Genomic DNA, 24,510 nt, shown 5'->3' on the forward strand with positions numbered 1-24,510 from the left:
CAGCGACACCGCGACCTACCGGCTCACCCCGCACCTTGACCCGACGACGGCACTCCTGGAGGACACCCATGGGCGACATCGGCAATTCGATGGAAGCCGACCTCCTGCGCATCGGCCAACGACTCGCCGACATCGCGCAGAACGGTCTGACCTACGGCCGCGACGAATTCGATCACCAGCGCTACACCGAAACCCAGAAGCTCGCCGCGGAGTTGTTGGCGACCGTCAGCGGCCGACCACCGCAGCAGCTGACGGCGATCCTGGCCGCCGAAACCGGCTACAGCACACCGAAAGTCGATGTACGGGCGGGTGTGTTCGATGATCAGGGTCGCATCCTGATGATCCAGGACCGTCAAGATGAGCGGTGGGCACCACCTGGGGGATGGTGCGACGCGGGCGAATCCACCGCCCAAGCCGTGGAGAAGGAAGTGCGAGAGGAAGCGGGTCTTGTCGTGCGTGCCCGCAAGCTCGTCGCCGCGCTGGACCGCGACGCCCAAGGTCACCAGCCGCAGCTGCTGTTCAGCGTCCTCAAGCTGTACTACCTGTGCGACGTCGTCGACGACTCCGGTACCCCGGACCCGCTGGAGACGCTCGATATCGGCTGGTTTCCCATTGACCAGCTGCCTGTGCTGTCGACGACCCGCATCTTGGAAAGCCAGATCAGGCTGATGCATCAGCATTGGGTCGATCCCGCACTGCCCACCGTGTTCGATTGATCTGATCCGTCGAGCCGGTGCGGTCCGGCAGCGGCTGGGTGCCTAGGTGTGGGTTTGTTGCGGATGTAGGTGACCTTCGACTTGCCGTTGCCAGGGCTGCGGGTTTGGACATCGAACAGGCCACTGGCTTTGACGAAGTTGCCGAACTTCCTGCGGCCGTAGGCCTTAGGTGTGATGCCGTGCTGGATCTTGAGAACGTTCCCTACCGCGCCGAGGTGCGCCCAGCCGTCACCATCGGCCGCATGGTCGACCGCGGCGCGTAGTACGGCGATCACGGTGGTGTCGAGGGGAGTTGGGTCAGGTGTGCTTGCAGCTGGCGGTTCGGAGGCAGCTGGCGTGGGGTTGCTGGTGGAGGGTGTGAGTGTGTTGATGTTGGTGAACTCGTCGCATGCGGTGACTAAGGGTTTCGGTGTTTTAGCTTCACCGAATCCGTAGACTCGGCGGCCGGATTCGCGGAGACGCATCGCCAGGCCGGTGAAGTCGGCGTCGCTGGTCACCAGGACGAAGGCGGCGTAGTTGCCGGTGTGGAGCAGATCGATCGCGTCCACGGCCATGGCGAGGTCGGTGGCGTTCTTACCGGTGGTCCAGCTTGGATTGTGTATGGGTCGGATCGAGTGGGCCAGCAGCGGCGCGCGCCATCCACTCAGGTGTGGTTGGCTCCAGTCTCCGTAGGCGCGTTTGAGGTGGGCGGTGCCGTAGCGGTCGACAGCTTCGAGCACGGCGCCGATCCGCGATGGAGGCGCGTTGTCGGCGTCGATGAGCACCGCCACCTCGCCACGGCCGTGCAGCACAGGACTGATCTGCGCGGTCCCGACATCCCGTCCAGGCACCGGATCGCTCAGTAACCGCTTACCCATCGTGACAAGTAGGCGCCCGGCAACTGTTCGCACACTGGCGGCGCGGCGAGTCGATTCCCGATTGTCTTCGGAATCCATTGCCGCACAGTATCCGCCGCGTCCGGCGGTGACCGATACGTTGGACCGGCGAGGTTGCGCGCTGCGCGTCGACGAGCTCACCGGCGCCCGTCCATCGAAGCCTCCGAGACCTCGGGTCGGGCCATGGTTGCTGCGGCTTGGTCGAGTGCGTCGTCGCAGTGGGGGAACAGGCGGCGGATGCCGCCGCGGGGGTTGGGGAGGTCGCCGTGCCAGCGGGGGATGATGTGGATGTGGAGGTGGGCGATGCTGCGTCCGGCAGCTTCGCCGTCGTTGATTCCGATGGTGAAGCCATCAGGTCGCAGTCGGTCGCGCAGGAGTTGGCGCGCGGATCGCGCGACCGTGCGCAGGTCATGCATTTCCGGGCTGGTGAGGTCAAAGAACGACGGAATGCGGCGGAAGGAGACGAGCTGGAGGTGGCCCGGTTGGGCGGGGAAGTTGTCCCAGCGGGCATACCAGAGGCGGCTGCGGACAGGGACGATGTTCACGTTCGGATCGGCGTGACGACAGAAGAGGCACGAACGGGCAGGATCAGTGCGCTGCTCCGGGGAAGGTCGGGCGATAACGTCCGGCACGGATGATGTCTCCTTTTGGTGGCGTGTACAACGGAATAGGTTGGGGGACGGCGAATTGTGTGCGGCGTCGCCGTCGCTGAGAACCAGTAGGTGTTCGACGCGGATGGGCTGGCGTTGTGTGCCTATCGGGGCGAGTCGGGCCACAGCCAGGGTGGCAAGGTGTGCCGCTGTACCTCGTCGTCATCGGTGAGCTCGCCCGCCGGCCCGCGGTAGCCGGGGTCGGAGATCAGCCAACGGCCGAGTCGGGCCAGCAGGGTCGTGAGGCGCTTGGCGGGTGTTCGCCGGTTCGGCATAGGTGACTGGCTCTTTCGTCTCTACGGGTGTGGGGAGATGCGGGCGAGGGCGCCGTAGGCGGGCAGCGGTTGGGGTGTGCGGCCGAGGTCGGTGACCGGGGGTCGCCATTGGTTGATCGCTACGACGCCGGGGTCTTCGAGTTCCAAACCGTCGAAGTAGCCGCAGATCTGGTCGCGGGTGCTGGGTGTGTAGTTGACCGCGCCGGTCTGGTTGTAGAAGTCCCACATTCGTGTGTGGTCGGGGTGGTTGTCGGTGCCGTCCCACAGGCCCAGATAGCTGCCTGCGGGCAGCGCCGTGGTGGTGGTGCGGACGATCTTCGCGGCGTCGGGGTAGCTGCGGGCGTAGCCGAGGACTCCCACGAACAGCACCGCGATCGGCTTGCTGAAATCAAGGATATTGGTTGCATCGGCGAGCATCTGTTCGGTGTCGTGGAAGTCGACGTCGAGTGGGCAGGTGAATCCTTCTGGGCTGCTGGTCAGCATCGCGCGTGCGTGCGTGAGGACCAGTGGCTCGTGATCGACGTAGACGATTCCGGATTCCGGTGCGATGGCTTGGGCTATCGCGTGGGTGTTGTAGAGCGCGGGCAGACCGCAGCCGATGTCGATGAACTGGCGCACCCCGGCCTCGGCGGTGAGGTAGGTGACGGTGCGGGCGAGGAACTGCTGGGATTGGCGGGCGATGGCGGTGATGTCGGGATAGATCTCGCGGCATTCGTCGCCGACGATGCGATCGATCTCGTAGTAGTCCTTGCCGCCCATCCAGTAGCTCCAGATCCGCGCCGACTGCGGGATATCTTTGCGGATCAGCTGCGGGTCGGCGTCGCTGTAGGTCACTGCGCGTCTCCTCGGCCGCTACGCCGCGCATGCCCAGGTGCGGCGGCTTGGTCGAGTTCGGCGCGCAGGCCGAACAGCTTGACGTGCAGCAGCTCGAGGTCAGCGCTGGTCGGGATCGCCCGGACCTGCGTTTCGCTCAGCACAGCATCGCTGCCGTTGGGGTTGGCGCGCTGGCGGGCGGGGAGGTCGGTTTCGGTAGTGGAGTCCATGGTGGTGTTCCTGATCGAATGGTCGTCGCGGCGGCGGGGTGGCACGTCGGCCGCGAGGCTGGCAAGACGAACGGCCGGTGCACTGCACCGCAGACGTTTTTCGGGTCTCAGGGAAGTTGGGCGGCGCGCAGGATGAGCTCGATTTGAGGTCTGATGCCGGAGATCGTTGTCTCGATGCCGTTGTCGTGTTGCACGGTCATACCAATGACCACGGTGAGCAGGAACGACACCACCAAATCGACGTCGATCCGCGGCGCGGAAGTGTCGAAGCTGGTTGTGGCGGTGAGCAGTTCGTTGAGCGCGTCGCCGATCACGCTGACTCGGTCGCTGACCTCGGTGCGGCTGGTGTCGTCGAGTGCGGCGAGGGCCAGTTCCAGCGACACCCATCCGGGTCTGGTCGCCAGGATGCTGGCCCAGATGGCGAGGGTGGTGATGAGGTGGTCGGTGTCGCGGGGGATGGTCCGAGAGATGCGGTGGGTCGCGCGGGTGGCGAGGGTGTCGGCGACTTCGTGGGCGATGTGGCGTTTGCGGCCGAAGTGGTTGGTGAAGGTGGTGTAGCTTGTCCCGGCGGCTCGGCAGATCCTGTCGATGTTGGTGTCGGCGTAGCCGCGGGTCAGCAGCAACGCCATCGCCGCGCGCAGGAGACGGTCGCGGGTCGCGGTAACGGGCCGGTGCGCGACGGTGTCCGCGACGCCCAGCACGCAGTCAATGGGGTGGTGACCGGCGTTCACAGCGGATGAACCTGCTGTGCCGCAGGGCCTTTCGGACCCTCGCCTCGGACGAACTGGACGCGCTGCCCCTCATCGAGAGAGCGCCAGCCCTCGGTCTGGATTTCGGAGTGGTGGACGAAGATGTCACCGCCGGTGTCGCTGGCGATGAATCCGAAGCCTTTCGCCCCGTCGAACCATTTGACTGTGCCGGTTTCCATGGGGTTCCTCGAAATTCGTTGGGATCAGGGTGGGGAGAGTGTTCGGAGGGTGGTGTTCGATGTCAGGGGCTGTCGCGGCGGTTGGTACCGAGTGCCAGCGCGAGGTGGGAGTACACCGTTTCGGTGGTGAATGTGGTGCCGTGGCTGTGTTGGATGGCCGTGCCCAGCACGAGGGTGACCAGCAGTGACACCAGCTGCTCGCGTTCGCTGTCGCCGCGGTCGGACACGTCGAGCCAGGGACTGCGGGCGAGCAGGTTGGTGAGGGCTCGGCGCAGGCGATCGGCGCGGGCGTAGACCTCGGCGCGGCTGGGCGGGTCGAGGTCGGCGAGGTCGAGTTCGAGCCAGATCCAGCCCGGTCGGGTGGTCAGCAGCCGAGTCCAGGTGGTCAGCGTCGCGAGGAGGTGCTCAGCGTCGCGGGGTGTGAACCGGTTGATGCGGTCCACGGCGCGGCGGGTGAGATGGGCAGCGACGGCGTGGGCGGCGTCGGACTTGCGGCCCAAGTGAGCAGCGAACCTCCCTGGGGTGGTGTCTGCTCGCAGGCAGATCCGCCCGATCGACGTCGCGGCGTATCCGCGGCTGAGCAACAGGCTCGCGGTGGCGGTCAGCAGCTGTTGACATTCGCCGCGCTCGGATGCGGCGGAGGCGGTAGGGCGGTTGAAGGTCACTGCGGGGAGTCCTCCTCTCAGGATCGGCTGAGGTTGCGCGCGATTGAGGCAGCGGGAGAAGCGCGGTGTCAGGGAAGGGTGCCGCGCCGTGTTGCCAGGAGTAGGTAGTGTGCGGCGGTGAGCACGCTGGTCGCTGATGGCAGGCGGATGCCGAGGAACGGCTGGATCCCGCCGATCCAGGTCCAGCCGGTCCCGGAATCGCTCATCGGCAACCAAACCCGTTGGCCGTCGATCAGGGGCTGCACGCCCGCGTCAGCGAGCAAGTCCAGCACTTGGGTGCTGAATCGACGCTTGTCAGCCGGGCCGACGAGAAGCACCTGGGTCGCTGGTCCGGACAGAGGGCGACCGACGACCAGGGTCGTGGTTGTGGTGCTGACGTCGGTCAGCCAGGAACGGACGCGCGGCACGAGGTGGGCGGGCATGGCAACTGCACCGCGTGTGGGTGTGGCGATGAGCGCGACACGACCACCCACGCAGGTGACAGGGAACCCGAGGCGAAGGTAGACGTCAGCGACGTCTTCAGGACTGTGGCAGTTCTCGAACATCACCGGTCCCGTTGCCGCAGGGAAAGAGTGGACGCGGGCTCGTGCTGAGGGCGGCGTGCGAGGCGTGCCATGCCTCGGTGGGAAGTAGCTCCGCCAACCAGGTGTGGAAGCGCGGGTAGTCCACGGCGGCGGAGACCTCGATCGCGCGTCCGTGCGGGTCGCGGTAGAGGCGGGCGTCGCATTCGATGCGCACTGCTTCGGTGACGTAGTCCACGACGGGCTCGCCCAGGGCCGAGGCCAGGGTGAGCGGGTCGCCCAGCCAGCTGGCGGGGCGGCGGGCGAACCAGCGCTCGAAGTTGGCGCGGATGAGTTGGCTCCACACTGGTGCCTGACGCGCGGTCAACCATCCAAAGAGGCTCGAGTCGGGGGTGATTCGGATGTCGGGCACGTTGGTGTGGGTCGACAGCACACAGCGTGGGCGGTGCGCGGCGCGCAGCACGAGCCCGGCCGCGGCGGGGTCCATGCGCAGGTTGTGGGAGGCGCGGGTCGGGTCGCGGTAGTGATCGAGCCAGCCACCCATTTGGGTGAGCTGGATCTGCTCGGCCAGATGCGGGCAGACGGTCAGTACATCGGCGAGGTTGGACAGCGGCCCCAACCCCACCCAAGTCAATGGTTGGGTCGCACGGGCACATTCGGAGGCGATGACCTCCACGACGTCGGTAAGGACCGGCACCGCGGGCTCGATCAGCGCGTCGCCCAGCAGGAAGCGGTGATCGCCGCCCAGTTCACGCCCGGCGACGACCGGTACGTCGTGGCGGTCCATGTGATCGAGCAGTGCCCGCGCGAATTGAGCTCGTCTGCCGCGGGTTTCGTCATTGGTGAGCACGATCAGGTTGCGCACCGACCGCGCCGCCGCCCACAGGGCCACCATGTCGTCGAGGTCGTAGCCGATGTCGGTGTCGAAGACAACGACCCGGTCATCGCACACCGCCGGACCCGTCGGCGATACGGCCGACGAGGCAGCCGTTGTCACGGGCGCCGCGCCAAGGGAACAGTCGTGAGTCGAAGAGCGCAAGAGAATCCTTCCGTGTTGCGTGCGTTGGCGGGCGTGCGCGCGCCTGTTGTGAACCGGGTATGGCTGACCAAGGCCAGGCGATCCCGGTCAGCGCTTGCGGCGGCCGCGTCGTCGGACGGAGGCCAGCTCGATGCGCTGTGGTTGAGGGATCGGCGGCGCGCCGTCGCGGCGGCGGCGAGGCTGGCGACGCTTTCCGGCGACGAGGTCGGTAATCAGTGACTCGTACTGGCGGCCGAACGCGGTGAAGGCCGGGGCGACCGGGCACTGGCCTTGCTCCAGAGGCCATTGGTCGAGGAACACGACCAGCATGGTGATTCGACCAATCAAATCACCCACGGTGACGATCTCGTCGTTGTCATCGGCAAGAGTCACCACCTCGGGCCGGTTGCCCAAATACCACGTCACCTCGTCGTCTATCGCGCGTGCGATGCTGCGTCGCAGGCCGGTCGCCGCACCGATGAGGCCTTCGAGCTGGCGGTCGCCGATGGTGGCCGGATCGAGGTAGGTCGACCACATGGTGAGCATGACGTGGGTCGCGTGTTCCATGACGCACCCGCCCGCACAGCCAGGCCACGGACACAGCACGCTGGAAACCTCGCTGTCGGGCGGGCCGACGACCGAAGAACGGCAGTCACAGGAAATCCTTCACGGATTGGTCCGGCGCGGCAGACCGGGGGAGGTTTACGGGTAGGTGGGGGATATGTTGTGGTGGACGATGGTTGGCGCCGTCGGTGCTGCCGACCTCGGACGAAGGTGGTTCCGGTACACAACACCGCTCGCCCGGCTGACAGATGAGCGTCGTCGGGCACGACGATCGCCCAGATGCCGGGGTCACGTGCGGCGCGGCGGACCAAAGCCTCAAGGGTGTCGCTGCGAGTGGTGTGGTGGTCGAGATAGGTTCCGCCCCAGGCGTATCTCCACTGCTCAGCGCGATGACGCATGCGGGCACCGACCTCGGCGATGTTCGCCCCGGGGTCCAGGCGGGTGAGGTTGATGTAGCCGACTGCGACCGGCGGAGATGGCGGTGGCGGCGGCTTGCGCTGCAGCAGGCCTCTCACCGCGGTGTCCGATCTGCTCGGGTGGGCGCGGGCAGGCGCACCTGTCCGGCGAGCACCCGCTCGACCAAGCGGTTATAGGCACTGGCCTCCTCGGCCAAAACTGTCAGTACGGTCGAGTCGGGCACCAGCGTGCCGATCCGCGCGGCTGCCAGTGCCCATCCAGCGTCGTGGCCGGTGACGACGTACCATCCCATACCGCGAGCAGTCGGTCCATGTCCGGCAGCGCCGTCACCGCAGCGGCGGGCATGGCGTGCGAGCACGGTCCCGAGCCCACACGGATACAGCGCGGCAGAGCAGTCGTCCACACCGAGGGCGAGCACACGATGGTGGGTGAAGGTGTCGACACGGGTGATCAGGGCAGCGATGTCACGGCTCGCCGCAGCGAAGAAGTCGGTGACCACCCGCCGCTCGTCTTCCTCAATATGACCGCCGCACTGCGCTATTCCTGTGAGCTGGCAGACCGCTGCTTCGTGGCGGTAGTGGGCATCGAGCAGCCCGACCGTGGCGGCCACCACCTCCGGGTAGGCGTAGTCGCCGGGATCGAACACCGGCGTGCGCAGCGCACGCCACAGCGTGCGCGCGCTCGGAAGCTGGTCATACCAATCCGGTGCGGTCACCAGATTCCTCCCGCCAGCCGCTGCGCCAGCTGCTCGACGCGGTCGCCGTAGGTCCGCTGGGTCGCGAGCGTCGCGGTCAGCGCGGTCTGGTCACCCGGGCAGACGGCGTAGGCGATCCAGCACCGTGCCATCTGCGAAACCAGCTCACCCAAACCCACCTCGGCAATAGGGATTCCGATGATCGCGGCGGACTCGATGTCGATGCGGCGAACCAGTCCGGCAATGCGCCGATCGAGGGCGGCCTGCTCGTCCGGGTCGTCGGTCGCGGCGCGCTGTGCGTGGTCGTCGAGGAGGCGTGCGGCGAGCATGAAAAACCAGCCAGGCAAATGGGCGCGCGGTTGCGGCCGTGGGCGGCTGGCGATCCGTTTCAGCGGCCACCGCAGCAACGCCGCGACGGCTTGACCAACACTGCGTTGGATCGGGTAGTGGATGGTGAACTGGCGGACCCAGTCCTGTGCCTGGGGAAGCCCCCTGAGGGGCCGATCGTCGGAATCCACCGGCAGTGATACTCCTGTCTCAAGCTGCAAGGTCATAGGGGCCGGGTGATGACGCGCGGCGCGAAGCATGTAGCTCCCTGCTCTGCAGGTGCCGTACAACGCCTACGGCCGAAACTGCTGTCGTCCCCACTGCGGCAGCAGCACTTACTCGACCTGGCCGTATGGACTTCTCCGAGCGGTCAGACCACCGCGGGTGCTGACGTCGCCCTGACCGCCATCGTCGTGTCACTACGTATGTCCTCTCCGCGCTCGACACCCGCGATTGGGCCTGGGCGGCAGCCGCACTGTCACAGTCGCCAACCACTGCTGGGCGCATGGCATCTCACTGGCTCGGGCCCAGCGAATTCACCGGCCGCGCGAGACTTCCGTGCTGGTCATATCGCCCGGTGCAGGTCTGATGCCGTGCCAACCCAACGGCAGCTCGACGCGACGGGCGTGGATGTCGGCAACGAGATCGGCGTAGCCTTCACGGACTTGGCCCAGGTGGAACCACGCCTCGTGACGTAGCTGCTCATCCTCTGTGTGTCGGATCGTCCACCACGCGGCGGCGAAGTTCTTCGCGACGTGGCTGATCACCTCGCCGAGGGAGTGCGTGTGCCTGCGCGCGCCGCTTGGGCGGGGCAGCCGGAACACCGCCCACTCATCGATCTCACCGACCACCTGCACGATCTGGTCGCGCAAATCCGCTTCGTCGTAATCGACGGGGCGTTGCGCCCCGTCGACATCGCTCGTGAGCAGGGTTGCGTGTAGATCACCGAGCTCACGTGCCCACCCGATCAACGCCGAGCCGTTCACGAGGTGCCCAGCGATGGCGGCAAGCAACTGCTCCGGCCCGAGCAGGCCCGCCACGCCGAGGCCCCCGTCTGTGGTCCGGTGGGATGGCATCGGTATCACCGGTCCTACCTGCGCTGCGGCGCTCACAGTCGCTCACCCGCCAGTTCTGGGATCGCACGACCCTGTACTGGCGCAAGCCCGGCAGGTAGGGCGCATCGAGTGAACGTGCGTCCCTGATCGGTGAACCGCTCCACATGCGTCGAAAGCCTGACCAGTTCGGCGCTGGGCTCATCAAGGCGATGACGGGACTGCTCGAGTTCGACCACGAGGCCGCCATCGCTCAGTTGAAGCAGGCGAATGACACCTTGCTCGCCAGCAGGCCCGAACCCGAGCATGCCCATTGCTTCAGCAGCAGCGACGGCGTCGCTGACCAATGCCACATACAACTCATCAACCGGCTCCATCACCTCCGGCCATCCGAGCCGGGTCAGCTTGGAAACCACGTCGAACCTGGTCACCGTGGGAATCGCGCCAACTAACGACTCCACGAGAATCTGCTCGCCTACGCGCGAGGTCTGGGCAGATGTCTGGACATTCTCTGCTATTCGACGACCGGCGGAGGGATCGGTGTCGAGAAAGTAGATGTGTGCCAGTGGCATCTGTGTCAGCCGTTGGATCACCGCATTGCCGGAGGGACCGAGCCGGGTCAAATGCTCACGGGACGGCACGATCAGATGGCCGCCACCGGCGCCTTCGATGTCCTCCATGATCCGCCACAACGTCTGCGTGCGGGGAGAATCAGCAGCGAGCACGCGCCGGAGGTCTATCTCTCGTGATGCAGCAATCTGCTCCAGTCGCCGCATAATAGCGACCACAGGATCGCTTCGGTCGATCTCATTGAGCATCGAGTGCAGCACCAGCTCCGGTGCCGTCGGCTCGACGAACAATTCGCCAGATCCGAAACCGAAGTACGACGCGTACTCGAACATCGCCCGCCGGACAGCATCACGAGCCCGACTCTCAGGCAACAGTTCGGCTTGTGCGTATCCAAACCACATGGCAGTGAACCCCTACTCGTCGTCTAACCCGGTCGACAGAAGCGCTGTGGCGAAGACCCACAACTCCGGCGACGCATTGCAGTTCGTGCTCAGCACGACCTGAGCGGCAGCTGGGCTCAACGCCGATTCTGTGGCGAGCACGGCGGTCGATCTGTCGGACCGACCAGGCTCGCGAGCCGCACGTCGTTGCGCATGCGCGTGGTCGCGGTGAGCGTTGCTACGCCCATTTCGTTGTCGCCGCGAGTGGGATGCCGCAATGTTGGCCATCCAGGTCATGAATCCAGAGTGACCGCAGCGACGTTCGCTGGGAACGTAGCAACTCGTAGCATCCAGCAAACATTTCCGGCGTTCAGCAAACGACAATCGTGCCGGTACCGTGGAGTCATGATCGAGGAGCCGCCGCTCACCACGGTGCAATCCGGACAGGTGGTGTATGACGGCAAGCCGTGGCTATCGGTTTCTCGCCATCGCATCACCACACCAGATGGCGTGGAACGTAGTCACCACGCTGTGCGTCTGAATCCGGTAGCCACTGCGACAATCATCGATGAGCACGGTCGCGCTCTGCTGCTGCGTAGGCACCGATGGATCGTCGACCAGATCGGTTTCGAATCGCCGGGCGGAATCCTCGATCATGACGAAGAACCGGAAGCTTGCGCGCGCCGAGAGCTGCTCGAAGAGACAGGATTCACTGCCGACGAGCTCGTCTTGGCCGCTGTCCTAGAGCCGATGCCAGGTCTGGTGGAGACTCCCCACTACATCTACATCGGACGAGGACCGCGTCAAGTTGGAGAGCCTGCCGACCTGGAAGAGACCGGGCAACTAGTTTGGGTCCCGTTGGCACAAACGGGTGAGCTCCTGGCGAAAGCGCAGTTGTTAGGGACCGGGACTGCGGTTGGGATGCTCGCTGCGCTCGCGCTACACGGCAGCGGTGAGATGACGGCTTCGTCTGACCAGCAGGTTGTGGCGTCTCCGAAGCCGTCCCGAGCCCAGCACCCCGATGCGCTCGGCGGTGTCAGAGAGCAATGATGCCGCCTCCTCGCGGCGATCCGCACTGAGCGCCGCGTCGGCAAGATCCAGTTGCTGGGCGCACCGAGCGCGGACGAAATCCTCAGGGATCGCCCGCATCGAATCAAGCGTGAGAGCCGTTGCCGCGGGATCACCCAAGCGCGCCAGAATGTGGCCCGCCCACCGCGCGAGATGAATCGGGTCGTGCGCGATGAAGGGAAGGTCGTTCTCATCGCCTGACCGGTCGGGCAACAAGACCTCAGCTGTCATCAGCGCTTCGCGCGCATCAGCTGACATGCCGGGTGAGTACGTCGCCACTTGCGCCCTGGTGGCCGATAACCAGGATCGAAGCAACGCCGGCAGCCGCGGCATGCGCTCCGCCCGCGCCACCTGTGCCAATGCAGTGGAGCCATGTCCTGTTTCGGCGAGAAGGACCGATTCCTCGCCAATCGTATGGGCCAGGAGTATCGCGTCCTCAGCCCGGGACGCGGCGATTCGGGCTTGAGCGTAGTGCTCGGTCGCCGCCGTGAAATCCCCAACATCGAAGTCCTGCCATGCAGCGAGGGCGGCGGCATCGGCTTGAGCTCGCGCGATCACCGTTCGATCGGCGCCACTGGCACCATGCCACATCGTTTCGAGTGCCGTGACATGCGCAGCCGTTTGCAGACGAGCCGCAGGTGCGCCGAAACGCCGATCCAGGACTCGGAGACTATTGGTGTGGCTCTGCAGAACCCCGAACAGGCTGTCGCCCTCATCGACAGCAGCAGGCTGGTGGGTAGGGAGATCCAAGACCTCACGCAACAAGCGACTGTGCACTCCATCTGGACGTGCGCGATTGTTCTCCCACCGCGACAACGCCACTCTCAGACTCGTTGGCGTCATCAAGACGATCCCGTGCTGAACCGCTCGCGCACGCAGCGCGCCAAGAAGTTGCGCCTGCGACCAGCCTCGGTCCGCGCGTGCTCGCCGGATGTCCTTGCCATCGATCGTCACCGCGCCTCCTCCTGAAACCTGAGTCGGTAGCAGAGCTCGCTGCGGGCGATGCCTTCGCCTCGATAAACATAACCTGATAATCAAACCTCGGGAACCGAATCCTCATCATCCGTTCAAGAGTTACCGTGGTGTCATGGCGACGCGGACTGCCCGGGGATTGCTGCTTGGACGCGAGATCAACTACATGATCCGTGCCTCTGGCATGAGCCAGGCCGAAGCCGGACGGATCATCGAAGTCGGACAGTCGCGCATCAACAGCCTGATCGCAGGGACTGGCAGGATCTCGGCGGGCGACCTTCAAGTCCTCGCCAAAGGCCTCGGGTTCGACGAAGAGCTCTACATCCAGCGTCTGCTGGAGCTGCGGCGCGACAAACACCAGCGAGGTTTCTGGACTAGCGGTCACCGTCGTGTCTACTTCGAGGAGCTTCGGCTGCTCGTCGATCTGGAAGAACAAGCCAATCGACTGCGTGTGGCCGAGTCCGAAATCATCCCAGGGCTGCTGCAGAGCGAGGCATACATTCGTGCGCTCCACGCTCACATGTCCGACGACACCACTGGAGTGACAGTCGAGGACTGGGTACAAGCGCGGCTGGCCCGGCAAGAGAACCTGTTCAAGCCTGAGCCGCCGGAGTTCCACGCCGTGCTGTCCGAGTCATGCCTGCGACGACGCTACGGCGATAGCAAGGGCGAGGTGATGCTGGATCAGCTCACGCACCTAGTGCAGCTTTCGCAACGACCGAACATCCTGATCCAGGTCCTGCCGTTCAACACCCCGGTACCCGGTGGGGGCATGGAGGATCGCTACACCCTCATCCGTGTCCCCTCGCCTGGCGCGGCAGGAGACCTAGAACTAGCGGTCGTGGAAGCCCTCGGCGAAATCCGCTACATCATCGACAAACCACCCGTGGGGACGCGCGAGACACTGTTCGCTCGGCTCAGCGCGGCTGCGCTGAGCACACAGGATTCGCGCGAATTCATCCAGCACATCGCCCGGAGCATCCAGCTCAGAATCTCATAACACGACCTGAACAAGGGGGACGCTAATGGCCAACAACGACTTTCAGGCCAGGGAAGTCGACGCGGGCAAGCCGACGTCCGCACGTCTGTACCACTACTACCTCACCGGCGAGCCGGTGTATCGAAGCGACCAACTCTTCGCCGACAGGGTGTACGAAGAACTTCCCTTCCTCCATACCTGGGCAGTGCACAACCGTGCCTTCCTCGCCCGCGCCGTTCGCTTCATGGTCTCGCGGGGCGTCCGGCAGTTCCTAGACATCGGCTCGGGCTTGCCGACTGGAGGCAACACACATGAGATCGCCCGAGCGATTGTCCCCGACACTCGTGTCGTCTACGTCGACAAAGATCTCGATGCCGTTGCCCGCGCCCACCAACTGCTCCGAGCGGAAAATTCCCTGGACATCACGGCGATCATTGAGGGCGACCTGCTGGAACCAGACCGAATCCTTGAACACCCAGAAGCACGGCGACTGCTGGATTTCGCCCAGCCAATCGGGTTGCTCATCGTCTCGGTTCTGCCATTTATCCCCGACGACAGCAACCCCCATCGAGTCGTCGCGGCGCTCCGTGATCGACTCCCTACAGGTAGCTACTTCGCGAGCACGCACGTGTCGCTTGACGACGCTGACGATCAGACCAAACAGCAGATCGCAGCGGCTGCAGCGCTGTATCAAGCCACCGCGGACCCCGTACAACTGCGTGACCGAAATGCCTTCACTCGATTCTTCGACGGCTTCACCGTTCACGAGCCTCCTGGAGTCACCTACGCCACCGACTGGTTGCCCGAGGCGCCTGTAGATGTCGGCGACCCTGCGCGCCCCTGCAACTTCGCCGCTGTCGGGCAAAAGGTTTGTCCGCTTGCTTCGACCGAAGTCGAGGCAGAGCCGAAGTCCGCGCCGTGAGAAAGGAAGACGATGCTGCCAATCTTTACACCCCGGGACTGCATCAAGGCAGCACAAAGCTCGGCTGGCCAGAACTGCGTACGAGTAGGGCGAAAGCAGGGCTGGACTGTCATCTGGGACGACAAACTCGCAACCGACGACGGTCGGGACAAGGCGCTCCCTTCGAACGAAATCTTGATCTTGACCGATGAACAGTTCGACGCGTTTCAAGCCGCACTCCGTGCCGGCGGCTTCGACCACGGGGCCGTACTGATTGAACGCCAGCTCGACGGGGCGTACGTCTTCACCGCCGCCGAGACAAGAGACCAAACCGTTCAAGAAGTTGCGCTGTCCTTCGACGCCGACGAGTTCGACGCCTTCCTAGATGGAGTTCGACGGCATGAGTTCGATCTCGACCGATTCAGGACTGCCGCCTGCCTGCCCGACTCACCTGAGCACTGTTTCGCAGGGCTCGGACTTGCCAGCCAGGTGAGAGTCAGTGTCGGGGTGGTAGGCCTCCAGGGAGCACCGGGCGCTGACAGCTCATAGCCCGAGGCCGTCGTCTGGTTGCTGTTCGTGTAGTGCGACGCCCCAATCGCTCAACTCGTACACGGGGTCCGGCGTAGCCGCCGTCGCGCGTAGCTGCGACTCGGCTTCGCGCTGGCTCGGGAGTAGTCTGCGGCGGCGTTGCTGTTCGGCCCGAAGCTGATCGAGTTGTTCGTTGATGTCAACGAGACGGTTGCGTTCTTCGGTGTCGGTTTCGTCAGGTGCGGCTGGCGTCTCGAGTGCCGGTGGCTCGGGCTGGCCGGTCAGTACGTGATCCCATTCGGATTCAGGCCCAGCGAGCATGATGGCTTCACGTCGGGCGGTACGAGCGGTGGTGCGGGCAGTGTCACGGCGGTGTTCCAAGTCGAGGTGCTCGGCCATCAAAGCGCGGATTCGCGCTTGCAATTCGCGGCGTTGGCTGCGTCGGTAGCTGGGGGTGGCGTCGAGCGTGGCGCGGGCGTGGTCGAGGTCTGCGGCAACGGTGTGAGCGGCTTGCGTCGCCTTTCGTAGGTGCTTCTCGGCGTGGTGGGCGTAGCGGACGGCGTCTTGCGCGGCGCGATGGTGCCGCACAAGTTCGTCGCGGTCGGGTTCGTCGGGTACGGGTGGGCTGAAGATCGCGGTTTCGGTGTCGGCGATTGCGAGGCGCAGGTCGAGGTGGTCGATGGCCTGGGCGAGTTGGTCATCGGTGAGCAGGATCAGCGGGTTGTCGGGGCTCTGGTCAATCGGCGAGGTCTGTGCCGGCTCGGCGATGGTGTCTTCTGGAAGGTGCTCGAGGACCCAAGTCTCGATCATGCTGCGCTGGTGCGGTTTTGGGGTGGCGCGCCAGTCGCGGCGCAGGATGGCGCGCGCGGCGGCGGGCGGTTTGGTGGCGGTGAGGTGCGCGCAGCGCGCCTGAATGTGTTCGGCGGGATCGTGGTCGGGGATGCCAGTGTCGCCGTTCTCGCGGCATTGACCACACAGTCCATCATCGCTGCGGCGCGGAGGAACGGGGGTGGCGTCGACTCGTTGGCGTTCGAGTCCGCAGCTCACACATTCGAGGCCGCGGGTGTCGGGCAGGGCTGCGCGATCGTAATCAATGGTGTAGCCGGGTAGGCGCTTTTTGGTGGGAGGGTGGATTGAAAAGGGGTTCCAGATGCCGTCGTCGAGCGGTTGGTCCAGCGGCGGGATGGGGGTGTCGGCGCGCTGGTCGAAGTAGTCCTCGGCGAGGTCGTGTGCGGCCATTTCGGCGCGGGTGCGCGGTGCTCGTCGCCGGGTCGGGTCACGGTATTGGCGGTGGTCGTGGGCGGCTTCGTGACGACGGTCGCGGCGGTAGGTGGGTTGGCGGGTTTGGTCGTCGGGTCGATGGGTGTTCGGGTCGGTGGCGGGGGTGCAGGCGCGGATGAGGGCGGCGTGCTGTGGGTAGCGTTCGGCGGCCCATGTCAGGCGGGCGCGGGCGATGGGAAAACTGTTGCGGTAGAGGGTTTCCGCGATTGCGGTGAGAATGGTCTGCTGTTCGCCGGTGAGTGTTGCGGTGGCGGTGCGGAAGGCGGTGACGGCGTCGGTGAGCTGCCCGGTGCGGAAGAGTTCGGCGACCGTTCGCAGTTCAGTGGGGATGTTGTCGGCTTCGGGGTAGGTCGTGGCTTCCTCGGTCGGCGTCGGTTGGGGAGGGCGGGTGTGGTTGTGATCGGTGTCCATGTGGGGCTCCTGGACGGGGTCGATATTGGGCTCGCTGGGCGCGGTGGCGGCCGGTTCGGGTGTGCTCGGGTCGGCGGGAGAGGGCGCGGTCGGAGTGGGGTTGTGGCGCAGGAGGGTGTCGATGCGCCAGGCCAGGGCGGAGCTGAGTTGGTCGGGGCGCAGGCTGGGGGCGTGGTGGGGCTGGGCGCTGAGGAGCAGTTCGTAGGCGGTGGCGAGGAGTTCGTGGGGTGTCCATTTGGTGCCGGTGGCGCGGTCGATCGCGGCCACGATCCGCGGCCACGTGGGGTCGGCCACGACGCGTTCGGCGGTGGCCGGGCCGAGCACGGTGTGCAGGGAGGGAATCCAGTCCGGGCGTAGATCGCGGCCGCTGAGTCCGTGGTCGAGGGCGGAGGGTTCGAGCTCGAGCCGCGACCACAACGCGGCGGCGGGCATTTCATCGGGCAGTGGTCGACGGGCGGCAGCGTCGTGCAGGAGCCGGGTGATGTCGATGCCGGCGCGGTCGGCGAGCTCGATCTTGTCGGCCAGGGTTGGCCAGTACGGGTCGGCGGTGATGCGGGTATCGAGCTGTTCGGCGACGGGCGCCCACTTGTTCACCGGCAGATGCACATCCCCCAACAGCTCGGTGAGGCGGTCATCGAGGCGCTGCTGGTAGTCGCGCTCGAGGACGGCGTAGCGGGGTGGCCCGGTCGGGCGGAGGTCGCGGTCGGGAACATGCAGGGCCGCGCGCCACACTGCCAACTCGGCCACCAGGCTCGCGTCGATGCCGAGCAGGGGTCGTGCCCAGTGTGGTGCGGTCGCGGGTGTCCAGCTGGCGGTGTCGTCGCCGATCTGGCGAGCGAGGTCGGTGATGATGCGGTAGCGGGCGCGCAATTGCTCGGCGAGCGGACCTTCTGCTAGGGCGCGGGGGAGCCCATGAGCGAACGGCAGCGGCCCGGGTCCGGTGGAGTGGGCGCCGGTGGGGTCCAATCGCCAGTCGAGGACTGCGGCGGGGTCGTCGGCGGTGTCGAGTTCGCGTGCCTCGGCGGCGGCCTGCAGCGCCGTGACGGGGTCGCGTCCGGCCATGGCGATGATCGCCAGGTGTTGGCGCAAGACGGGGTAGGCGGGGCTGTCGGTGAGGTGTGCGCGCACGTTTTCGGCGGCGGTGTCGATGCGTTGGAGGCCGTCGGGTCCGAGGGCGTGTTCGGCGGCCAGGCCGATCGAGTCGAGGTAGATATCGAGCGCGCGCCCGAGGCGTTGGTGCGGATCGAGGGCGTCACGCAGGTGGGTGTGGGCGGATTTTTGTGCGCCGTCGCGGTCGAGAACGCGCAGCAGTACTTCCACGGCGGTGCGCGGAAAGACCGCGGGTTCGCTCCAGAACGAGGCCTCGCTGCCGTCGAGTGCGGTGGGAACGTAGGCGTGGTTGGCGTGCACGCCGCGAGTGAGGGCGACGTAGAGCTGTTGGCGGGATTCGTATCCGGTGAGCGCGACATGGCAGGTCTCGGCGGTGATTCCTTGCGCGGAATCGATCGTTGTGGCGTATCCGAGCCGCACGTGCGCAGCGACATACTCTGCGGGAAGTCGCACCGTCGCGCCGGTTTGGCGGCCGGAACGTAGGTGTGTGACGGTCAGACTGCCGTCGTGGTGGACCTTCTCGACGGTCCAGGCGTAGCCGTTGCGCACCCAATCGCGCGCACCCAACCGCAGCTGGGCGTCGTTGCGGCGGGTGCGGATCGTGTCACCGACCGACGCACACAGCCCGTCGGACAGCTTCACTTCCGCGCCGATTCGCCCGCCTTGCCGGTGGATTCGGTCGGTGCGGGCGCGCGCGTTGAGCGCGGTGACGACTTCGTGGGTGGGGGCGAGCATGATGGTGTCGCGGCCAGCGAGGTGATCGCGCATCCAGGCGGTGTAGGCGTCGTCGTGGGTGGCGCCGTGGTGTCCGGCGTGCACGCGCCCGTTGTCCAGATACCAGCCCAACGCGGCCGGATTACCCTCGCGCAGCCCCAAACTCGCGGTCGCTTCCGCGGTGGAGGCGAACCGCACGACGTGGGTGAGGGTCATCGATTGCTCGGGTGCTGTGGCGGCCATGTCGGCCTCAGCGCCGCCGGCCTCGATCGCGGGCAGCTGGTGGTCGTCGCCGATGCAGCGGATCGTCGCCCCGCGCGACGCCAGGAATTGCAGCAGTCGGAGCCGTTTGTGGTTGCCGATCTTGACATGCTCATCGACGATCGCCAACGTGTCGGGGTCGATGTCGAGTACCCATTGCGGCAACGACGGCGTGAATTCCCGCGCCAGTGCCGGGTTGTCTGGGCGCGGGCTGTGGCGGTGTAGGACGTCGAGCAGCTTGTCCACGGTCTCCACCCGCGCGCCGATCGACTCACCCAGCACCGCCGCCGCGGCGGCCGTGGGCGCCAGACCGAGCACGCGTCCGCCGCTGGCGTGCCAGGCGTCGGTGAGCACCCGCATAGCGGTCGTCTTCCCCGTGCCCGCTGGCGCGTTCGCGGTGTGCACGCGCAGACCCGAAGTGGCGAAGCCTTCGATGACGCTGATCTGTCCGGCGTTGAGCGGTCGATCAGGGTTGGCGGTGTTGTAGTCGCGCACCGCGGCGGCGACGATGGTCGAGGGGAGTTGGCGTGCACCGGGTTGCACCGACAGTTCTATGAGCTGCTGTTCGACCGCCAGCGTGCGCGCGCAGGTGTAGAGCCCGGTGTCGGCGCGCACGTGGACATTGCCGCCGTCGCGGCGGCGCACGAACTCGGGCACCACCCGTAGAGCGGGTTCCTCGGCCAGGTCTGGGTCACCGCGTTCGATGGAGTGAGCGGGCGAGAGTGCTTCGGTGGTGACCGCTTCGGTGACCCATTCCCAATCACCTGGGGTGATGTGGCCGCGTACTTGCCGTTCGACTTCGGCGCGAATGTTGCTGTGTCGCCAAGTCGAGCGTTGCTCGGAAACCACCTCGAGCACCCGCTGCGCGACGCCGCTGATCCACTGCGCCGACACGGTCGCGCGCGCCGCGCGCACCGGGTGCAACGCCGCCGCGACGACATCGGCCAGGGCGTTGCGGCCGCCGAGCAGCTCGACAGCTTCGGTGCGCCACGCGGTGCGTTGTTCGGCTCGCGACCGCGACGGCTGTTTGGTGGGGCGGGTTTCCAGCGTGGCTTGCTGGGCCAGGTTGTACATTTCGATCGGCGCCGGCTCGCGTGCGAACCGGGTTTGGAAGTCCGCGGCCAGTTCACCGAGCCGGGCTTTGAGCGCGGCCTCGCGCTGTGACCAGCGCTCGATCAACACCACCGGGATGCCGATGATTTCGCGGATCGGGCGCTTGGTGGGGTCGGTGCCGGGTCGGGCGGCGAACTCGACACCGACGGTGGTTTCGAGGTGGTGTTCGAGGCGGGTGTTGTAGATCTCCGAGACAGTGACCACGAGTTGGTAGAGGGCGGCGCTGTCGAGGGTGCGCCAGCGGCCGTCGAGGGTGCGCACCCGGTTGGCGATGACCACGTGAGTGTGCAGGTCGGGGTCGCCGGAGCGGGATTCGCGGTGGGTGAAACAGGCCGCGACGATGCCCTCGACGTCGACTTGCCGAATACCGTTGCGGCCCAAGCGGGTGTAGGTGCCGTGCTGTTCGAGCCAGTGCAACGCATCGGTGATCGCGGCCTGGTGGGCGGCCTCGATCTTCTCCGCCACCGCCCTTGGTGCGATCGCCCACAGCGCGGAGACGGACTTCACGGGGGAGAAGGTGATGTCGAATCCCGCGACTGCGGTGGTCGGTGGGCGGGAGTGCTTTGCGATCCACCCCGACAACTCACGCGCGCCCAAGGGCGCGCGTCCGTAGTCGTCGGTGAACATGTCGAACGCGACGTGCGTGCGAATCCGCGCGCGTTCCTCATCGGGAATCGCCGCGGTCGGGTCGCGGCCGTGCGTGGAATTGTGTTCGCGGAAGGCGTGTTCGCAGCGTTTCCGGAATTCGGAAACCTCGGCATAAACACGGAACGGATTCCCTAAACGTGACGCGTTGTCGGCGGCGCGGGCGGCGTCTTTGTGTTTGGCGCCGAGGTGGATCTGCCGGTCGTAGACCGCTGTTTCGATCGTCTCGGCGTTCGGGTGGCGACCCAACCCGAACAGCGACTTCATCTGCGCTTCAGTCACTTCGGAGTCGACATCGATGCCGAGTGCGCTCAACCCGGTGCCGTGCCAACGCCCCGGCGACTCACCATGAACCGAGTAATAGTCCGACAGGCTGGAGCGGCCGCGCGACTCGGTATCGTGGGCGGCGACATTTCGCAGGTAGTACTGAAAGCCGTTGCCTGCGACGACTTTATGAATCGTCGCGGTCATAAACCCATCCAGCACGCTTCCGGCAATTATTTCCAGGGCTGTGGCGTACCGAAATATCGGACAATCGACCGAAACCGCTGGTCGTTACCGAATCGTTGCCCTAGATGCCAGAGGTGTGCTTGTGAAAAGGAGGGCGAGAGGGGAGGGAAGGGTGGCTTAGGGAGGGTGGAGGGGCGAAATGTGGAGGGTGCGATGAGGGGTGCGGTGGCTGGGGATGCGTGGATGGGAAGGGATTCGGGGGTGAGGGCGACGGTGGGGGACCGGGACCGTGTCGCGTGGTCCCGGTCCGGCCAATGGCGGGATCGGTTCAGACGCCGGGAGCGGGGATCGACGTCCAGCCCACGGACGCGCAGGCGTAGTAGCGGTCATCGATGGCGACGACATCGCCGACCGACAACGACCGCAGTCGCTTCGCTGCCCAGGCGTCGGCGTGCTGTTGATCGTCGGGGTGAACGGGGTGGTCGTTGAACGCGGCGAAGACTCGCTCGAGCAGCATCCGATCTTCTCCGGCGCTCGCGGCGGCCATGGTGTAGCGGTAGGCCAGGACCAACTGCGCGCCGGGGCTGTACCCGTCGAGCAGAGCGAGCGGGTCAGTGTTGACAAACACGGCGACGATCACCCGCGGTTGTGGCCGCAGCCAGCGCTGCACGGCGTCGCGGAGTTGGCGGGTCGACGGGCGGTGCATGTGGTTCTCCTCGCGAGGTCAGGTGGCGAGACCGGTCCGCCGCGGGAGCGAGTCACCGCGGCGGACCGGAGATGGATGGTGAGACGGGGCGGGTCAGGCTGCGCGGGTGGTGCGTTCGCGCGGGGTGACGAGCCCGAGGTCGATGCGGCAGCCGGTGCAGTAGTTGTCGGCGTGAACGATCCCGGGGCGGGCGCAGGCGTCGCAGCGGCCGATCCGTTGCCCGGCCCCAAGCGCGGTAGGCCACCGACGACGGGAGGCAGCGCGCCGCGGTGCGAGTCGATCAGCGGCGGGCTGTTCGAGGTTCATCGCCATCCAGCGGGTGATGAACCGCCAGGTGGGTCCAGTGTTCGCGGCGGCGGCGCGGACACGGTCGAGCAGCGCCCGCACCTGCTGGGGGTGGGTGGCCGCGATGTAGGCGCAGCGGGATTCGACGAACTGCTGCATCTCCTCGCGCGAGAGGCCCGCTGCCGGGGGCATGCCGTCCTTGCGCTTCTTGGGGATTCTCCAGGGGGCGGGCAACGGTGGCATGCCGGGGTGGCCGTCGGCACGGCAGACATCGCAGAGGCCGTCGTCGGTGACGCGGCGGCCGTCACGGATGTGGACGGCGCGCCGGTCGCGGCTGGGGCGGTCGATCCAGCAGCTGATGCACGGCCACCCGAGGTAGGGAGTCATGGCCGCGAGGTCGTAGTCCAAACCCGAACCCTGCCACGTCTTCTCGGGAATGTCGAGGTCGGTGTAGGGCCGGAACTCGTCGTAGTCGCTGGGGATCGGCAGCCCGGTCCGGCGGGCGGCGAACCGCGTCTGGTCGGCGGTGCTGATCCTCAGCCGCAGGGCGGTCGTGCGGTGGCGGGAGGCCCGGCGATCATCGACGGTCTCCGCGTCGGCCTCGCGCTCGCGCAGGAACGCGTGAGCAGCCTCATCGAGCGCGGCGTGCCTACCCTGCCGAGCCTGACCCTGGGTGGGTCGCGCCGTGAGCGACTCGGGAGCGAGCAGATCACGGTCGCGTTCGGAGTAGCACTCGGCGACGTGCAGGAAGTAGCTGCGGTCCCACAGCTCGGCTTGCACGTGCGCCCACAGCAGATGGACGGGCTTACGCGGATCGGGCACAGGCACACTGCGATCGGTATCGACCTCGGTGTCGATGGCGAAGAGCCGGTCGGCGGCGTAGGCGGCGAACTCGGCCTCGCCGAGTCGGCGGCGCTCGGTGGTGCGTTGGTCGCGGTCGCGGTGGCGCAGGTTCACCGCACCGGGCATGGGGCGGCGGGCACGACGGTAGGCGATCGCCTCCGGGGTCAGGCGCGCGGCGTCGGTGGCGGGTGTCGGTGTCGCGGTGGTGCGGTCGCGGTTGCGGCGCTCGCGGATGGAGCGGCGCACCCATTCGGCGGCCTCGATCGACACGTGGGAAGGGTCGGGCAGCGCAGGGCGGTGCAGGCCGGGGTCGGAGTCGGCGGTGAGATCGGTGATCATGCCGCGAAGTTCGGGTCGGCTTTTGGCCATCCACCCGAGCTGGCGGGCCGCGACCTTGTAGGGATTGCGGGTGAGGATGTCGGCGGCCCGAACGAGGAAGTCCCGCTCCTGCGGGGAGGCCAGGGCAAGCACGGCGGTGAATCGTTCGCGTGCCTTGTCGGGGTTGGTCTCGAGCAGGTACTCGATTTCGCCGAGCGCGTCGGCGAACGGTGAAACAGTGGGAAGAGCAGCTTCGATCTCAGCGACGTCGGGAGTGGTTGTCGTAGCAGTCATCACCGGTTCCTGTCGTGTCGTAGAAACGAGCCAGCCCCGCGCCGGGGTGCTCGCGCGCAACGGCACGGACCCCGGCACGGGGCTGGGCGGCTGGTCGGCTGACCCGCCTGAGTGCGGTCGGCCAGGGTGGGGTCCCGACGCGGCGGGAGGGAACGCGCCGAGGCGGGCGGCACCGAATTTCCGGCGCACACGGCACCGACGTGCGGGGTCGGCTGGGGCGTCGCGCGGGGAAATTCGGTGGTGTCCGGGCGCGGGCCCGGAGCCGTGGCGGGGCCGCGCCCTGGTAGCACTCGTGGGGGCGGGGCAGTCGGCCAGACGGTCAGCCCTCACCCACCGCTCACCACACGCTTTTTGTCAGAACCCGGGATCGTCACCGCCGCTACCCCAGCCGCTACCCGCGGACCAGGGGTCCTGGCCCGCGCCGATTCCGGCAGCGACCAGCTGCTTGGCATCCTCGGGCTGCGCGGCGGAGGGCCTGCTGGGGTTGGCTGCCCACCGCGCGGTGCGGTGGACCTTGGCGGTGGCGTAGCGCAGCGAGGGCCCTACCTCATCGACCTCGAGTTCGATCGTGCTGCGTTTCTGGCCGTCGTCGGTGGTCCAGTTGCGCTGCTTGAGCCGCCCGGACACGATTACCCGCGCGCCGCGGGTCAACGATTCGGCCAGGTTCTCGGCGGCCTCACGCCAGACCGAGCAGCGCAGGAACAGCGCCTCGCCGTCCTTCCACTCGTTGGTGGCGCGGTCGAAAAACCTGGGCGTGGAGGCCACCGTGAAATTGGTGACCGCCACACCAGCCGGGGTGAATTTCAGCTCTGGGTCGGAAGTCAGGTTTCCGATCACGGTGAGCGTCGTATCTCCGGCAGCCATGGTCATGCTCCTTCGAAAGTTGGTAGGAGAACGGGAATTCGGTGGGCCTCGACTGGGCCTCGGTGCCGTGGG

25 protein-coding genes are annotated in these 24,510 nt (G+C 66.5%); 5 read left to right on the forward strand and 20 right to left on the reverse strand.

Annotation, left to right across the window (positions count from 1 at the left end; all coding sequences use genetic code 11):
* The first annotated feature begins 68 nt into the window (after positions 1–68).
* Positions 69–716, forward strand: coding sequence for an NUDIX hydrolase (locus ABZV58_RS28950; RefSeq protein WP_355003341.1), 648 nt, complete (start codon positions 69–71; stop codon positions 714–716).
* Here the strand turns inward: ABZV58_RS28950 and ABZV58_RS28955 are convergent.
* From ABZV58_RS28955 to ABZV58_RS29025, 15 genes are all read right to left on the reverse strand, one after another.
* Positions 674–1,651 (reverse strand): NYN domain-containing protein, encoded by a 978-nt coding sequence (locus ABZV58_RS28955; protein ID WP_355003342.1) that lies wholly within the window; start codon positions 1,649–1,651, stop codon positions 674–676. The genes ABZV58_RS28950 and ABZV58_RS28955 overlap by 43 nt on opposite strands.
* Positions 1,652–1,728: 77 nt before the next feature.
* On the reverse strand, positions 1,729–2,223 hold the full coding sequence (locus ABZV58_RS28960) for an HIT domain-containing protein (RefSeq protein ID WP_355003343.1): 495 nt from the start codon (positions 2,221–2,223) through the stop codon (positions 1,729–1,731).
* A 122-nt stretch (positions 2,224–2,345) separates the two neighbouring features.
* The gene (locus ABZV58_RS28965; RefSeq protein ID WP_355003344.1) at positions 2,346–2,516 is read right to left on the reverse strand and encodes a hypothetical protein; all 171 of its coding nucleotides are present in this window, start codon (positions 2,514–2,516) and stop codon (positions 2,346–2,348) included.
* A 21-nt stretch (positions 2,517–2,537) separates the two neighbouring features.
* Complete coding sequence (locus ABZV58_RS28970; RefSeq protein WP_355003345.1) at positions 2,538–3,350, reverse strand: SAM-dependent methyltransferase; 813 nt, start codon at positions 3,348–3,350, stop codon at positions 2,538–2,540.
* The gene (locus tag ABZV58_RS28975) at positions 3,347–3,559 is read right to left on the reverse strand and encodes a hypothetical protein (protein WP_355003346.1); all 213 of its coding nucleotides are present in this window, start codon (positions 3,557–3,559) and stop codon (positions 3,347–3,349) included. Before ABZV58_RS28975 ends, ABZV58_RS28970 begins: the two co-directional genes overlap by 4 nt.
* 107 nt (positions 3,560–3,666) lie before the next feature.
* Positions 3,667–4,290: a TetR/AcrR family transcriptional regulator gene (locus ABZV58_RS28980; RefSeq protein WP_355003347.1), complete on the reverse strand. Its 624-nt coding sequence runs from the start codon at positions 4,288–4,290 to the stop codon at positions 3,667–3,669.
* On the reverse strand, positions 4,287–4,487 hold the full coding sequence (locus ABZV58_RS28985) for a cold-shock protein (protein ID WP_355003348.1): 201 nt from the start codon (positions 4,485–4,487) through the stop codon (positions 4,287–4,289). The genes ABZV58_RS28980 and ABZV58_RS28985 overlap by 4 nt, the downstream gene beginning before the upstream one ends.
* 62 nt (positions 4,488–4,549) lie before the next feature.
* Positions 4,550–5,152, reverse strand: coding sequence for a hypothetical protein (locus tag ABZV58_RS28990; protein WP_355003349.1), 603 nt, complete (start codon positions 5,150–5,152; stop codon positions 4,550–4,552).
* A gap of 68 nt (positions 5,153–5,220) precedes the next feature.
* The gene (locus ABZV58_RS28995; RefSeq protein WP_355003350.1) at positions 5,221–5,697 is read right to left on the reverse strand and encodes a hypothetical protein; all 477 of its coding nucleotides are present in this window, start codon (positions 5,695–5,697) and stop codon (positions 5,221–5,223) included.
* Positions 5,672–6,670 carry a nucleoside hydrolase gene (locus ABZV58_RS29000; protein WP_355003351.1) on the reverse strand — a complete coding sequence of 333 codons (999 nt, stop codon included), beginning with the start codon at positions 6,668–6,670 and terminating at the stop codon, positions 5,672–5,674. Before ABZV58_RS29000 ends, ABZV58_RS28995 begins: the two co-directional genes overlap by 26 nt.
* A gap of 129 nt (positions 6,671–6,799) precedes the next feature.
* Positions 6,800–7,258 carry a hypothetical protein gene (locus ABZV58_RS29005; RefSeq protein WP_355003352.1) on the reverse strand — a complete coding sequence of 153 codons (459 nt, stop codon included), beginning with the start codon at positions 7,256–7,258 and terminating at the stop codon, positions 6,800–6,802.
* A 508-nt stretch (positions 7,259–7,766) separates the two neighbouring features.
* Positions 7,767–8,387: a hypothetical protein gene (locus ABZV58_RS29010; RefSeq protein WP_355003353.1), complete on the reverse strand. Its 621-nt coding sequence runs from the start codon at positions 8,385–8,387 to the stop codon at positions 7,767–7,769.
* Positions 8,384–8,953: a hypothetical protein gene (locus ABZV58_RS29015; protein WP_355003354.1), complete on the reverse strand. Its 570-nt coding sequence runs from the start codon at positions 8,951–8,953 to the stop codon at positions 8,384–8,386. The genes ABZV58_RS29010 and ABZV58_RS29015 overlap by 4 nt, the downstream gene beginning before the upstream one ends.
* Positions 8,954–9,229: 276 nt before the next feature.
* Positions 9,230–9,733 carry a hypothetical protein gene (locus ABZV58_RS29020; protein ID WP_355003355.1) on the reverse strand — a complete coding sequence of 168 codons (504 nt, stop codon included), beginning with the start codon at positions 9,731–9,733 and terminating at the stop codon, positions 9,230–9,232.
* Positions 9,734–9,801: 68 nt separating this feature from the next.
* The gene (locus ABZV58_RS29025; protein WP_355003356.1) at positions 9,802–10,647 is read right to left on the reverse strand and encodes a hypothetical protein; all 846 of its coding nucleotides are present in this window, start codon (positions 10,645–10,647) and stop codon (positions 9,802–9,804) included.
* Positions 10,648–11,100: 453 nt separating this feature from the next.
* Between ABZV58_RS29025 and ABZV58_RS29030 the strand changes: the two genes are divergently transcribed.
* A complete protein-coding gene (locus ABZV58_RS29030; RefSeq protein WP_355003357.1) occupies positions 11,101–11,745 on the forward strand; it encodes an NUDIX hydrolase in 645 nt (214 codons plus the stop codon).
* Here ABZV58_RS29030 and ABZV58_RS29035 read toward each other — a convergent pair.
* On the reverse strand, positions 11,635–12,717 hold the full coding sequence (locus tag ABZV58_RS29035) for a helix-turn-helix transcriptional regulator (RefSeq protein WP_355003358.1): 1,083 nt from the start codon (positions 12,715–12,717) through the stop codon (positions 11,635–11,637). The genes ABZV58_RS29030 and ABZV58_RS29035 overlap by 111 nt on opposite strands.
* A 133-nt stretch (positions 12,718–12,850) precedes the next feature.
* Here ABZV58_RS29035 and ABZV58_RS29040 point away from each other — a divergent pair, with 133 nt between their 5' ends.
* The 3 genes from ABZV58_RS29040 to ABZV58_RS29050 are packed head-to-tail and all read left to right on the forward strand — an operon-like array spanning position 12,851 to position 15,164.
* The gene (locus ABZV58_RS29040) at positions 12,851–13,735 is read left to right on the forward strand and encodes a helix-turn-helix transcriptional regulator (protein WP_355003359.1); all 885 of its coding nucleotides are present in this window, start codon (positions 12,851–12,853) and stop codon (positions 13,733–13,735) included.
* Between the two features lie 25 nt (positions 13,736–13,760).
* Entirely contained in the window at positions 13,761–14,636 is an 876-nt protein-coding gene (locus tag ABZV58_RS29045; RefSeq protein WP_355003360.1) for an SAM-dependent methyltransferase, read from the forward strand.
* 12 nt (positions 14,637–14,648) lie between these two features.
* Positions 14,649–15,164 carry a hypothetical protein gene (locus ABZV58_RS29050; RefSeq protein WP_355003361.1) on the forward strand — a complete coding sequence of 172 codons (516 nt, stop codon included), beginning with the start codon at positions 14,649–14,651 and terminating at the stop codon, positions 15,162–15,164.
* Here the strand turns inward: ABZV58_RS29050 and mobF are convergent.
* The 4 genes from mobF to ABZV58_RS29070 form a co-directional block, all read right to left on the reverse strand.
* Positions 15,159–21,149: a MobF family relaxase gene (mobF, locus tag ABZV58_RS29055; RefSeq protein ID WP_355003362.1), complete on the reverse strand. Its 5,991-nt coding sequence runs from the start codon at positions 21,147–21,149 to the stop codon at positions 15,159–15,161. The genes ABZV58_RS29050 and mobF overlap by 6 nt on opposite strands.
* Positions 21,150–21,456: 307 nt before the next feature.
* Entirely contained in the window at positions 21,457–21,834 is a 378-nt protein-coding gene (locus tag ABZV58_RS29060) for a hypothetical protein (RefSeq protein ID WP_355003363.1), read from the reverse strand.
* Between the two features lie 93 nt (positions 21,835–21,927).
* Entirely contained in the window at positions 21,928–23,574 is a 1,647-nt protein-coding gene (locus ABZV58_RS29065; RefSeq protein WP_355003364.1) for a hypothetical protein, read from the reverse strand.
* 354 nt (positions 23,575–23,928) lie between these two features.
* Positions 23,929–24,438, reverse strand: a complete 510-nt coding sequence (locus tag ABZV58_RS29070; RefSeq protein WP_355003365.1) for a single-stranded DNA-binding protein — start codon at positions 24,436–24,438, stop codon at positions 23,929–23,931.
* Between the last annotated feature and the right edge of the window lie 72 nt (positions 24,439–24,510).

Source organism: Nocardia sp. NPDC004654 (assembly GCF_040609595.1).
Taxonomy (GTDB): domain Bacteria; phylum Actinomycetota; class Actinomycetes; order Mycobacteriales; family Mycobacteriaceae; genus Nocardia.

Coding starts and splice junctions, on each gene's coding strand:
- ABZV58_RS28950 (WP_355003341.1), top strand. CDS start 69: ATGGGCGACATCGGCAATTCGATGGAAGCCGACCTCCTGCGCATCGGC.
- ABZV58_RS28955 (WP_355003342.1), bottom strand. CDS start 1,651: ATGGATTCCGAAGACAATCGGGAATCGACTCGCCGCGCCGCCAGTGTG.
- ABZV58_RS28965 (WP_355003344.1), bottom strand. CDS start 2,516: ATGCCGAACCGGCGAACACCCGCCAAGCGCCTCACGACCCTGCTGGCC.
- ABZV58_RS28975 (WP_355003346.1), bottom strand. CDS start 3,559: ATGGACTCCACTACCGAAACCGACCTCCCCGCCCGCCAGCGCGCCAAC.
- ABZV58_RS28985 (WP_355003348.1), bottom strand. CDS start 4,487: ATGGAAACCGGCACAGTCAAATGGTTCGACGGGGCGAAAGGCTTCGGA.
- ABZV58_RS28995 (WP_355003350.1), bottom strand. CDS start 5,697: ATGTTCGAGAACTGCCACAGTCCTGAAGACGTCGCTGACGTCTACCTT.
- ABZV58_RS29005 (WP_355003352.1), bottom strand. CDS start 7,258: ATGGAACACGCGACCCACGTCATGCTCACCATGTGGTCGACCTACCTC.
- ABZV58_RS29015 (WP_355003354.1), bottom strand. CDS start 8,953: ATGCTTCGCGCCGCGCGTCATCACCCGGCCCCTATGACCTTGCAGCTT.
- ABZV58_RS29025 (WP_355003356.1), bottom strand. CDS start 10,647: ATGTTCGAGTACGCGTCGTACTTCGGTTTCGGATCTGGCGAATTGTTC.
- ABZV58_RS29030 (WP_355003357.1), top strand. CDS start 11,101: ATGATCGAGGAGCCGCCGCTCACCACGGTGCAATCCGGACAGGTGGTG.
- ABZV58_RS29040 (WP_355003359.1), top strand. CDS start 12,851: ATGGCGACGCGGACTGCCCGGGGATTGCTGCTTGGACGCGAGATCAAC.
- ABZV58_RS29045 (WP_355003360.1), top strand. CDS start 13,761: ATGGCCAACAACGACTTTCAGGCCAGGGAAGTCGACGCGGGCAAGCCG.
- ABZV58_RS29050 (WP_355003361.1), top strand. CDS start 14,649: ATGCTGCCAATCTTTACACCCCGGGACTGCATCAAGGCAGCACAAAGC.
- mobF (WP_355003362.1), bottom strand. CDS start 21,149: ATGACCGCGACGATTCATAAAGTCGTCGCAGGCAACGGCTTTCAGTAC.
- ABZV58_RS29060 (WP_355003363.1), bottom strand. CDS start 21,834: ATGCACCGCCCGTCGACCCGCCAACTCCGCGACGCCGTGCAGCGCTGG.
- ABZV58_RS29065 (WP_355003364.1), bottom strand. CDS start 23,574: ATGACTGCTACGACAACCACTCCCGACGTCGCTGAGATCGAAGCTGCT.
- ABZV58_RS29070 (WP_355003365.1), bottom strand. CDS start 24,438: ATGGCTGCCGGAGATACGACGCTCACCGTGATCGGAAACCTGACTTCC.